Annotated in this window: 14 protein-coding genes; 9 read left to right on the top strand and 5 right to left on the bottom strand. The window is 63.4% G+C overall.

Going from position 1 to position 10,750, the window contains the following annotated elements; all coding sequences use genetic code 11:
• Positions 1 to 119 precede the first annotated feature (119 nt).
• The 3 genes from ftsX (at position 120) to EGJ86_RS20115 (ending at position 2,742) form a co-directional block, all read left to right on the top strand.
• Positions 120 to 1,070: a permease-like cell division protein FtsX gene (gene ftsX, locus EGJ86_RS20125; RefSeq protein WP_125836383.1), complete on the top strand. Its 951-nt coding sequence runs from the start codon at positions 120 to 122 to the stop codon at positions 1,068 to 1,070.
• Between the two features lie 143 nt (positions 1,071 to 1,213).
• Entirely contained in the window at positions 1,214 to 2,068 is an 855-nt protein-coding gene (rpoH, locus tag EGJ86_RS20120; RefSeq protein ID WP_017675856.1) for an RNA polymerase sigma factor RpoH, read from the top strand.
• Positions 2,069 to 2,130: 62 nt separating this feature from the next.
• The gene (locus tag EGJ86_RS20115) at positions 2,131 to 2,742 is read left to right on the top strand and encodes a hypothetical protein (protein ID WP_125836382.1); all 612 of its coding nucleotides are present in this window, start codon (positions 2,131 to 2,133) and stop codon (positions 2,740 to 2,742) included.
• Between the two features lie 10 nt (positions 2,743 to 2,752).
• Here EGJ86_RS20115 and mtgA read toward each other — a convergent pair whose 3' ends face one another.
• The gene (gene mtgA, locus EGJ86_RS20110; RefSeq protein WP_125836381.1) at positions 2,753 to 3,481 is read right to left on the bottom strand and encodes a monofunctional biosynthetic peptidoglycan transglycosylase; all 729 of its coding nucleotides are present in this window, start codon (positions 3,479 to 3,481) and stop codon (positions 2,753 to 2,755) included.
• Between the two features lie 234 nt (positions 3,482 to 3,715).
• On the opposite strand from mtgA, the gene EGJ86_RS20105 reads away from it, so the two are divergent.
• From EGJ86_RS20105 to EGJ86_RS20080, 6 genes are all read left to right on the top strand, one after another.
• Positions 3,716 to 4,087 carry a DUF423 domain-containing protein gene (locus EGJ86_RS20105; protein ID WP_125836380.1) on the top strand — a complete coding sequence of 124 codons (372 nt, stop codon included), beginning with the start codon at positions 3,716 to 3,718 and terminating at the stop codon, positions 4,085 to 4,087.
• Between the two features lie 102 nt (positions 4,088 to 4,189).
• Positions 4,190 to 4,390, top strand: a complete 201-nt coding sequence (gene thiS, locus EGJ86_RS20100; protein WP_061240208.1) for a sulfur carrier protein ThiS — start codon at positions 4,190 to 4,192, stop codon at positions 4,388 to 4,390.
• Between the two features lie 18 nt (positions 4,391 to 4,408).
• Positions 4,409 to 5,203: a thiazole synthase gene (locus EGJ86_RS20095; RefSeq protein ID WP_017363115.1), complete on the top strand. Its 795-nt coding sequence runs from the start codon at positions 4,409 to 4,411 to the stop codon at positions 5,201 to 5,203.
• Between the two features lie 68 nt (positions 5,204 to 5,271).
• On the top strand, positions 5,272 to 5,988 hold the full coding sequence (trmB, locus tag EGJ86_RS20090) for a tRNA (guanosine(46)-N7)-methyltransferase TrmB (RefSeq protein ID WP_125836379.1): 717 nt from the start codon (positions 5,272 to 5,274) through the stop codon (positions 5,986 to 5,988).
• A 182-nt stretch (positions 5,989 to 6,170) separates the two neighbouring features.
• Complete coding sequence (locus tag EGJ86_RS20085) at positions 6,171 to 7,514, top strand: DUF1329 domain-containing protein (RefSeq protein WP_125836378.1); 1,344 nt, start codon at positions 6,171 to 6,173, stop codon at positions 7,512 to 7,514.
• A 73-nt stretch (positions 7,515 to 7,587) separates the two neighbouring features.
• A complete protein-coding gene (locus EGJ86_RS20080; RefSeq protein WP_125836377.1) occupies positions 7,588 to 8,136 on the top strand; it encodes a hypothetical protein in 549 nt (182 codons plus the stop codon).
• 25 nt (positions 8,137 to 8,161) lie between these two features.
• On the opposite strand, the gene EGJ86_RS20075 is transcribed toward EGJ86_RS20080, so the two are convergent.
• The 4 genes from EGJ86_RS20075 to EGJ86_RS20060 form a co-directional block, all read right to left on the bottom strand.
• Positions 8,162 to 8,485, bottom strand: coding sequence for a DUF3392 domain-containing protein (locus EGJ86_RS20075; protein ID WP_099525941.1), 324 nt, complete (start codon positions 8,483 to 8,485; stop codon positions 8,162 to 8,164).
• 89 nt (positions 8,486 to 8,574) lie between these two features.
• A complete protein-coding gene (hemW, locus tag EGJ86_RS20070) occupies positions 8,575 to 9,735 on the bottom strand; it encodes a radical SAM family heme chaperone HemW (RefSeq protein WP_125836376.1) in 1,161 nt (386 codons plus the stop codon).
• Positions 9,732 to 10,340, bottom strand: coding sequence for an RdgB/HAM1 family non-canonical purine NTP pyrophosphatase (rdgB, locus tag EGJ86_RS20065; protein WP_372237980.1), 609 nt, complete (start codon positions 10,338 to 10,340; stop codon positions 9,732 to 9,734). Before rdgB ends, hemW begins: the two co-directional genes overlap by 4 nt.
• The gene (locus EGJ86_RS20060) at positions 10,333 to 10,749 is read right to left on the bottom strand and encodes a DUF4426 domain-containing protein (RefSeq protein ID WP_125836375.1); all 417 of its coding nucleotides are present in this window, start codon (positions 10,747 to 10,749) and stop codon (positions 10,333 to 10,335) included. The genes rdgB and EGJ86_RS20060 overlap by 8 nt, the downstream gene beginning before the upstream one ends.
• Position 10,750: the final 1 nt, after the last annotated feature.

Below are 10,750 nucleotides of genomic sequence, written 5' to 3'. Positions count from 1 at the left end.
CCCCCCCCCCCCCCCCCCCGCGCGCGCCTGCGCGCGGCGGGGGCGCCGCCGCCCCCCCCCCCCCCACCCCCCCCCCCCCCCCCCCGGCCGACCGGGGCGGCGCGGCGCCGCGCAACAAGGTGGTCGATGGCCCGGCGGATGAGCCGGATTTTCGCACTCTGCTCAACGCCTGGCTGGAAAGCCACCGCGCCAGCCTGGTCGACAGCCTGCGCCGCCTGGCGCGCCAGCCGATTGGCAGCTTCTTCACCTGCTGGGTGATGGCGGTGGCGCTGAGCCTGCCCATGGGACTGTCGCTGCTGCTGGATAACGTCGAGAAGCTCGGCGGCTCCTGGCAGCGTGCGGCGCAGATTTCCCTGTTCCTCGATATGTCCGCCGGTGAGCGCGACGGCCAGGCGCTGCGCGAGCAGATCGCAGCGATGGATGACGTCTCCGATGCCGAGTGGATCAGCCGCGAGCAGGCGCTGGAAGAGTTCCAGCAGCTGTCCGGTCTGGGGCAGGCGTTGAAGGAACTGCCGGAGAATCCGCTGCCGGGCGTGGTTTTGGTTACGCCGAGGGAAGTCGACAAGGCCAAGCTCGAAGCCCTGCGCCAGCGCCTGGCGGAGCTGCCGAAGGTGGAGCAGGCGCAGCTCGATCTGGTCTGGGTCGAGCGCTTGACCGCGATCCTCAAGCTGGGTGACCGCTTCGTCTTCGGCCTCAGCCTGCTGCTGATCCTGGCGCTGCTGCTGGTGATCGGCAATACCATCCGCCTGCACATCGAAAACCGCCGTGCCGAGATCGAAGTAATCAAGCTGGTAGGTGGAACCGATGGCTACGTGCGACGTCCCTTCCTTTATATGGGCGCGTTGTATGGTTTTGGCGCCGGTATCTTTGCCTGGCTGCTGCTGGCCTTCGGGCTGGATTGGCTGAACGATGCTGTAGTACGTTTGGCCGGCTTGTACGGTAGCGATTTCGCGTTAGGTGGCGTACCTTCTTCCGACGGTTTTTCGCTGCTGCTCGGCGCTGTGCTGTTGGGCTATATTGGCGCCTGGCTGGCGGTGGCGCGTCATCTCAATGAACTGGCGCCCCGCTGAGGCGCCAATCGGCGAGGCTGAACGCAAGCTGACAAGTCATTGTTTTGGTTGATGTTGACTATCTGTCAGGGAACTTATCCACAGGCCCTGCATCAGATAGCGCAGTGCTACACTGCACGAGTTTCGTGAATCGGAGGATTCGAATGTCCACTTCCTTGCAACCTGTTCATGCTCTGGTTCCAGGCGCCAACCTGGAAGCATACGTGCATGCCGTCAACAGCATCCCGCTGCTGACTCCCGAGCAGGAGCGTGAACTGGCCGAAAATCTCTTTTATCAGCAGGATCTCGAGGCCGCCCGCCAGATGGTGTTGGCCCACCTGCGTTTCGTGGTGCATATCGCACGCAGCTACTCCGGTTACGGTCTGGCTCAGGCCGACCTGATCCAGGAAGGCAACGTCGGCCTGATGAAGGCGGTCAAGCGCTTCAACCCGGAAATGGGCGTGCGCCTGGTGTCTTTCGCTGTGCACTGGATTCGCGCGGAAATCCACGAGTTCATTCTGAAGAACTGGCGCATCGTCAAAGTGGCCACCACCAAGGCCCAGCGCAAACTGTTCTTCAACCTGCGCAGCCAGAAGAAGCGTCTGGCGTGGCTGAACAACGATGAAGTGACCGCCGTGGCCGCCAGCCTGGGTGTCGAGCCGCACGAAGTGCGCGAGATGGAAAGTCGCCTGACCGGCCAGGACATGGCCTTCGATCCGGCAGCTGATGCCGACGACGACAGCGCCTTCCAGTCGCCCGCGCATTATCTGGAAGACCATCGTTACGACCCGGCTCGCCAGCTCGAGGATGCCGATTGGAGCGACAGTTCCAGCAGCAACCTGCACGAAGCGCTGGAAAGCCTCGACGAGCGTAGCCGCGACATCCTCTACCAGCGCTGGCTGGCCGAGGAAAAGGCGACTCTGCACGACCTGGCTGCCAAGTACAACGTCTCGGCCGAGCGTATTCGTCAGCTTGAAAAGAACGCGATGAACAAGCTCAAAGGCTGTATCGCTGCCTGAGTCTGCCGTTACCCCGAAAAGCCGCACCCAGGTGCGGCTTTTTTCTGTCTGGAGCAATTGCCTTGAACAAAGCCCCACTGAAAGCGCAGCACTGGCTGATATTAGCGCTCGTCGCGGTGCTGTTCTTCGCCTGGGGTGCCTGGCTGATGCGCAGTACCGAGGTTGAGCCGGTGGCCAATCTGCAGCAGTGGCGCGATGTACTGTTGCAGCCGCTGGCCGAAGACGAATTGACGCTGCGTGATGTGCAGGCGTCAGCGCCGGGCGAGCTATGGCTGGAGCCGCGCCTCGACGGCGCGCGGCTTGTCTATCGTGCGTCACTCGAAGGGGAGGAGGGCGAGTGGTCGCTCGAGGCCGAGCTGAGGTTGAGCCGGGAGCAGCGCGACAGTCTGATGACGGCGCAAGGCCTCAAGGCTGGTGATAGCGAGCAGGCCCTTGGCCAATCACTGGTCGATCAGATGGCCGGTTTTTCCATCGCCAGCCTCAATCTGAATGCCCCGCAAGCACTGGCCAGCGAGCGCCTGGCTGCAAGTCTCGGGCAGCCGCGTCTGACCTTGGAATTGGCCGACGGTCAGGCTTGGGTCTATCCGCAATGGGGCTTGACCGTGCACCTGCGCGGCGATGAGGTCGCGCTGCTGCATGCGGTGCCGCGCCAGGCTTTTCGCGCGACTCGCTAGCTAGCCTCTCCTACAGCCAGCGTGGCCACCAGTCGGGGCGCGCTGCCTTGAGCTGGTTGAGGTAGTGGCTGCCACCCAGCTGCGTCATCTGCTGACGAATCCAGGCGGCGCGGCGATTGACGTAGGCGTCCGGTCGGCCTGCGCTCCAGCGCAGCGGGTTAGGTAGCACCGCTGCCAGTTGGCTGGCCTGCTGGCGATTGAGATAAGGCGCGCCGACACCGAAATGGTGTTGTGCCGCGGCTTCAGCGCCAAAGATGCCATCGCCCCACTCGACGCTATTGAGGTACACCTCAAGGATGCGTTCTTTCGACCAGAACAGCTCGATCAGCGCGGTGAACCAGGCTTCCAGCCCCTTGCGCAGCCAGCTACGGCCGGACCAGAGGAACAGGTTCTTGGCTACCTGCTGGCTGAGGGTGCTGGCGCCGCGCAGCGAGCCGCCGCTCTGGTTGTGTACCAGTGCCGCCTGGATGGCACCCATGTCGAACCCCCAGTGTTCGGCGAATTTCTGGTCTTCGGCGGCGATCACCGCCATCTTCAGATGATCCGGCAACTTGTTCCAGGGGCGCCACTGACGCTTGAGTTGCAGCGACTGCCCGCTGCCCCAGGATTCGACCTTGCGCTCGACCATCAGCGCCGTGCCGGGCGGCGGCACCCAGCGCAGAGCAAGCACCAGCAGTACGCTGGCCAGGATCAGCCAGAGCAGCAGTTTCAGCAGGCGGCGGGTCAGGGCTCGGAGCATGGGGTCTCGCAATGATCGGATGTGGCGCTATTAAAACAAAAAATCGCCGGGAGCGATTTTTGACGTCGCTTTGCGACGGCCCGAAGGGTTGACGCCAGGGATGGCGGGCAACAAAAAGTGCCGAGTCAGTTGCTGCGGAACCACAGAGTTGGGCGCAGGTGTGACAATAACGACCATTTCGTCTTCAGGCCCAATGGCTAAACTGCGCACAGGTCGATTTATTCAGGAGTTTCCATGGCCCGTCTCTGGCTACTGTTGTCCGCATTCGCCGGTTTCACCGGTGTCGCTCTGGGCGCGTTCGCGGCCCATGGTCTGAAGCACAGGCTGACTCCCGAATATCTGGCAGTGTTCCAGACCGGTGCGCATTACCAGCTGATTCACGCGCTGGCCGTGTTCGGCGTCGGCCTGCTGGCGATGCATGCGCCCGGACGGTTGGTGAACCTGGCTGGCGGCGCCTTCGCGCTGGGTATCCTGCTGTTCTCCGGCAGTCTCTATCTGCTGACCCTCAGCGGCATCGGCAAGCTCGGTATCATCACGCCTTTCGGTGGTGTCGCCTTCCTCGTTGGCTGGCTGTGCCTGGGCCTGAGCGCCTGGAAGCTGACCTGACCCTGGCGTCAGAAATGAGGACGAATGGCGCCTTTTAGCCTTGGTCGTGGCCAGTTAACGGGCTAGAATGCCGGCCCTCTTTCCAGTTGTGACCGAGTCGTCATGCGTATCCAGTTGAATGGTGAACCCTTCGAACTGCCGGATAACCAGAGCGTCGCCGACCTGTTGGTTCGCCTCGATCTGACCGGACGCCGTGTGGCGGTCGAGCTCAATCAGGACATCGTTCCACGCAGCCAGCACGACAGCACCCAGCTCGCCGAAGGCGACCAGGTGGAAGTGGTGCACGCCATCGGCGGCGGTTGACCCCTCGAGGAGTATTCCATGAGCCAAGTTCGCAGCGACAAGCCCTTCACCCTGGCCGGTCGTACGTTCCAGTCGCGCCTGCTGGTCGGTACCGGCAAGTACAAGGATATGGACGAGACCCGCGACGCCATCGCCGCTTCCGGCGCCGAGATCGTCACCGTGGCGGTGCGCCGCACCAACATCGGCCAGAATCCCGGTGAGCCGAACCTGCTCGACGTGATCAGCCCGGACAAGTACACCATCCTGCCCAATACCGCCGGCTGCTATGACGCGGTAGAGGCCGTGCGCACCTGCCGCCTGGCCCGCGAACTGCTCGATGGTCACAACCTGGTCAAGCTGGAGGTGCTAGCCGACCAGAAAACCCTGTTCCCCAACGTCATCGAGACCATCAAGGCCGCCGAAGTGCTGGTCAAGGATGGCTTCGACGTAATGGTGTACACCAGCGACGATCCGATCATCGCGCGCCAACTGGCCGAGATTGGCTGCATCGCGGTGATGCCGCTGGCCGGCTTGATCGGCTCCGGCCTGGGCATCTGCAACCCGTACAACCTGCGCATCATCCTCGAGGAATCGAAGGTGCCGGTGCTGGTCGACGCCGGCGTGGGCACTGCCTCCGACGCTACCATCGCCATGGAGCTGGGCTGCGAGGCGGTGCTGATGAACAGCGCCATCGCTGAAGCGCAGAATCCCGTGCTCATGGCCCGCGCCATGCAGCATGCCGTCGAGGCCGGGCGCCTGGCCTACCTGGCCGGCCGCATGCCGAAGAAACTCTATGCCAGTGCTTCGTCGCCGCTGACTGGCCTGATCAATTAAGGATGACGATTGGCTGCGTGCCGGTTCGCCGGCGCGCCAAGTCGTAACGCAATCTACAAGAGCCCAGCATGACCGATACCCAACAGCTCGAACTGACCGAAGATGGTCGCCAGCGCCGTACCATCAAGAGCTTCGTGATGCGCGCCGGGCGCATGACCGAAGGTCAGCAGCGTGGCATCGACAAGGGCTGGCCACTGTTTGGCCTTGAACTCGAAGACGGTCTGCGCGATTTCGATCAGGTCTTCGGGCGTAGCGCGCCGCGTACCTTCGAGATCGGTTTCGGCATGGGCCATTCCACCCTAGAGATGGCCGCCGCCGCGCCCGAGCAGGATTTCATCGGCGTCGAGGTGCACAAGCCGGGCGTGGGCGCCCTGCTCAATGGTGCGATGACGCAGAACCTCAGCAACATCCGCGTTTACAGCTGCGATGCACTGGAAGTGCTGCGCGATTGCGTCGCCGATGCCAGCCTCGATCGCGTGCTGCTGTTCTTCCCCGACCCCTGGCACAAGTCGCGTCATCACAAGCGCCGCATCGTCCAGCCGGCTTTCGCCGAGCTGGTGCGCAGCAAGCTGAAAATCGGCGGTGTGCTGCACATGGCCACCGACTGGGAAAACTACGCCGAACACATGCTCGAGGTGATGAACGCGGCGCCGGGCTACCGCAACCTGGCCGCCGATGGCACCTATGTGCCGCGCCCCGAGGAGCGCCCGGTGACCAAGTTCGAGCGCCGTGGCGAGCGCCTTGGCCATGGTGTGTGGGACCTCAAATTCCAGCGCCAGGAGTGATGTCCGAGCGATCCCTGCTGGCAGGGATTGTCCAGGCTTAGAACCGGCAGGATGCACGATTAGATCGGGATAACCCGGCTGCCAGGACGGTACCTCACCGCAAGACACAACAACGATAAGTGCGCCTGCAAGGCGCGCAGACATTAGCGGCACCGCTTGCATGGCGCCGCGAGGAGAGCATTGTGTTGAGATCGGTTTCCATTCTTCTGCTGACTGCCCTGGCGTTTCAGGCCCATGCCAAGGTCGATGCCAGCCAGGCCGCGCGTCTGGGTCAGGACCTGACACCACTGGGTGGCGAGCGGGCAGGTAATGCTGCCGGCACCATTCCCGCCTGGACGGGCGGCCTGGCGACTCCGCCAGCCGGCTACCAGCCTGGCATGCACCACCCGGACCCCTATGCGGACGACAAGCTGCTGTACCGGGTCGACAGCCAGAATCTGGCGCAGTATGAACAACTGTTGCCGATCGGCCTCAAGACCCTGCTGCAGGAAAACCCCAGCTTCTACCTGCGGGTATTCCCGACCCGCCGCAGCGCTGCTGCGCCGCAGCGTATCTATGACGCCACGCGTTTCAATGCACAGAATGCCGAGCTGATTTCCGGTGGCAATGGTGTGCAGGGCGCAGCTGCCGGCGTGCCGTTCCCTCTGCCGCAGACCGGCCAGGAGGCCATCTGGAACCACGTCATGCGTTACCGCGGCGACCAGATCAGCATGGCCACCAACCAGGCGGCGGTGCTCGCCAACGGTAGCTACAACCTGCTCAAGCTCGAGCGCGACGTCTACTTCCTCTATGGCCGCGAAGGCGTTGCCCCGCAGGATCTGGACAACACCCTGTTCTATTACAAGTACAAGGTGGTAGCGCCGGCCCAGCTGGCCGGCGCGGCGCTGGTGGTGCAGGAGACCCTCGACCAGGTGCTGGCGATTCGCAAGGCCTGGCGCTTCAATCGTGGTGAGCGCCGTGTGCGCCGCCTGCCGATGCTTGCCTACGACACCCTGCAACCCGACACCAATGGCATGGCCACTGCCGACCAGGTTGACTCCTACAATGGCGCACCGGATCGCTACGAATGGCAGCTGCTGGGCAAGCGCGAGATGCTGGTGCCCTACAACAGCTATGCCGTGCACCAGAAGGGCATTCCCTACGCCGACATCCTGCAGGCCAAGCACATCAATCCGGAATTGCTGCGTTACGAGTTGCACCGCGTCTGGGTGGTGGAGGCGGACCTGCGCACCGGCTTCAGTCATCCGTATGGCAAGCGTCGTTTCTATCTCGACGAGGACAGCTGGCAGATCCTCGCGGTCGATCTGTATGACCGTAATGGCAACCTGATCGGCCTGCAGGAAGCTCACCCGATCAGCTACTACGACGTGCCGATGTTCGGCTCGACCCTGGAGACCATCTACGACCTCAAGGGCGGCCGCTACTTCGCCGACGGTTTGGATAACAACGAGAAGATGTACGACTTCAACGCCAGGTTGAGCCCGCGTGACTTCACCCCGCAGGCGCTGCGCCGCGAAGGCAACTGACGGGGCTGCGGTCGTTCACGAAGCCGCCTTCGGGCGGCTTCTGTATTTTTGCGCATCTGATCAGGGAGGATGCATGAGCATCAGATTGCATATATTCGGCGCATCCGGCTCCGGTACCACCACGCTGGGCAATGCCCTGTCCAATAGCTGCGGCTGGCTGCACCTCGATACCGACGACTTCTACTGGTTACCCAGCGAGCCGCCGTACCTGCACAAGCGTCCACCACCACAACGGGTGGAGTTGATCCGCGAGTGCGCCGCGCAGGCGTCGAGCTGGGTGTTGAGTGGCTCGCTATGCAGTTGGGGAGAGGCATTGATCCCGTCGTTCAGTCATGCACTGTTCCTGCATCTGGACGATGACGAGCGCATGCACCGGCTACGTCAGCGCGAGGCGCAGCGCTACGGCGAACGAATTGAACCGGGCGGCGATATGCACGCCCAGAGTCTGGCCTTTCTCGACTGGGCGGCCGGCTACGAGCAGGGCGACCGGCACACGCGCAGCCGACTCATGCACGAGACCTGGATCGAGCAGCACCTGACGTGTCCGTTGCTGCGCCTGGATTCGACGCATGCCACCCCTGCGCAATTGGTTGAGCAGGTGATGGTGTGGCTGCAAGGTTGATGGGGCAGCCTGTGCGCTGCGCCCGCTAATTGCGGTCGGCGAGTATGCCGATGACCGCGAAGATCAGAATCAGCACTGGCGCCAGCGTGTAGTTGTTGAAGTGCGCCAGGCCCTTGGCCAGCCAGGGCGTGAGGAAGACGATGGCCAGGCCGTAGCCGACCGCGCAGAACACCACGAACAGCAGGGTGCGCAGGACGAAATTGAGGTTACCGATGGTGCGTTGAACCCAGGCGTTGATGGCTGGGCCGAACAGCACCAGCAACGTGGCCATGATGGCCAGGGAAATATCGCTGAGGTGGCTGCGGCTCCAGCGCGAAAGGGTGACGATCAGGTCCAGTAGCAGATCCATGCGGGCTCCTTCAGTGCAGCGCGACGTGAGCAATGGCCGCGCGAATCAGGCGCGCTAGCCTACCGGATTCATGCCGCTCTGTGGGTGAACTACGCCAGGAACTGCTGCAGCAGATCGTTGAGGAACAGTTGCCCCTTGGTGGTAGCTGCCAGGCGGGCTGGATCGGCCTGCAGCAGCCCCTGGCGTTCGGCTTCGCGGCGCGTCTGTTCGAGCTGCTGCAAAGGCAGGCCAGTGCGCTGGCTGAACAGTTCGGCCGGTGCACCTTCGGTCAGGCGCAGCACGTTCATCAGAAACTCGAAGGGCAACTCGTCAGCTTCCAGCAGGCGTTCCCCGGCCTGGAATGCCTTGACCGGGTCGAGGTAGTCCTTCGGCAGGCGGGTTTTCCAGGTGCGCTGGATGTGTCCTGCGGGCGTGCTCAATTTGGCGTGGGCGCCGGCGCCGATGCCGAGGAAATCACCGAAGGTCCAGTAATTGAGGTTGTGTCGCGCCTGCTTGCCAGGCCTGGCGTAGGCGGACACTTCGTATTGCGCGTAGCCTTCGGCTGCGAGCAGGGCCTGGCCGGCTTCCTGGATATCCCACAGCAGATCGTCCTCGGGCAGTTCGGGCGGCTGGCTCCAGAACACCGTGTTCGGCTCCATGGTCAGCTGGTACCAGGACAGGTGCGTCGGGCCCTGGCTGATGGCGGTGCGCAGGTCGAACAGGGCGTCCTCGATGCTCTGCTCGGGCAGGCCGTGCATCAGGTCGAGGTTGAAGTTGTCGAAGCCGGCAGCACGCGCCATATCGGCAGCGCGAATGGCTTCGTCGCCGTCGTGGATGCGCCCCAGCGCCTTGAGCTTGGCTTCCTGGAAACTCTGCACGCCGATGGACAGGCGATTGATACCCAGCGCCCGGTAGCCCTTGAACTTGGCCTGCTCGAAGGTGCCAGGGTTGGCCTCCAGGGTGATTTCGATATCCGGCGCAAAACCGACACGTTGCTCTACGCCTTCCAGCAAACGGCCCAGGGCGCGGTCGGAGAACAGGCTGGGCGTGCCGCCGCCGAAGAAGATCGAGGTCAGTTGCCGGCCATGGACGTGCTGCAGGTCGATATCGAGGTCAGCCAGCAGCGCGTCGACGTACTCTTCTTCAGGCAGCGTCGGCCCGGCGGCGTGGGAGTTGAAGTCGCAGTAGGGGCATTTGCGCACGCACCACGGGATGTGGATGTAGAGCGCCAGGGGCGGGAGCAGGAAACTCCCGCCAGCGGAATCGCTCATGCCAGCCCCAGGCGCTGCTTGAGCAGGGCCATGGCGCGGGCGCGGTGGCTGAGGCGGTTCTTCTGATCGGACGGCATCTCGGCGCTGGAACATTCGCTATCCGGCACCCAGAACAGTGGGTCGTAGCCGAAGCCGTGCTCGCCACGGGCTTCGTGCAGGATGCTGCCGTGCCACAGGCCTTCGCAGAGGATTGGCAAAGGGTCGTCGGCATGTCGAACCAGTGCCAGGGCGCAGACGAACTGCGCGCCGCGCTCGGCATCCGGCACGTCTTTCAGGGCGGCGAGCAACTTGGCGTTGTTCGCCGCATCGCCCTGGCCATCGGCATAGCGTGCCGAGTAGATGCCGGGGGCGCCGCCGAGGAAGTCCACCGCCAGGCCGGAGTCGTCGGCCAGTGCCGGCAAGCCCGAGATGCGCGCGGCGTTGCGTGCCTTGAGGATGGCATTCTCGACGAACGACAGACCGGTTTCTTCCGGCTCGACCTGGCTGAATTCGCCGATCGAACGCACGCGCACGGCGTCGCCGAGCATGGCCTGCAGCTCCTTGAGCTTGCCGGCGTTATGGCTGGCCAGGACCAGCTCCTTGAAACCACTCACTGGCTTAGTCATCCGGGAACATTTCCTGGTTGAAGGTGATGCGGTGTGCGTCATCACCCTGGCGTACGTTCAGGGTGAAGCTGAGCATTTCGCGGGTCTTGAATGGGAACTGCGCCAGGTAATAGATGGCCTCGCCTTCGGTGACCTGGCGGAACGTTAGCGCGGTGCTCTTGCCCAGCAGGTCCTTCACCTCGCCCCCGACCACGGCGGTGCTGGCCTTGCCGGCTTTGAGCACGGCGACATTGATCACGCCCTGGGTCTTGCTGCGTACCAGGCCGGCGGCGCTGGCGATATCCGGCTGGATGAAGCTGGAGTTGAACACGCTGTAGTGCACGTCGAGATCGCCGAAGCTCTGCTTACGCTCGGCGGCGGCCGGCAGGGCCAGGCACAGGGCGATCAGGAAGGGGATGATGCGGCGCATG

It is taken from the genome of Pseudomonas sp. o96-267 (assembly GCF_003935465.1).
Classification (GTDB): domain Bacteria; phylum Pseudomonadota; class Gammaproteobacteria; order Pseudomonadales; family Pseudomonadaceae; genus Aquipseudomonas; species Aquipseudomonas sediminis.
Note: the sequence above shows the minus strand (reverse complement) of the source record. Positions and strands in the feature narration are given on the sequence as shown.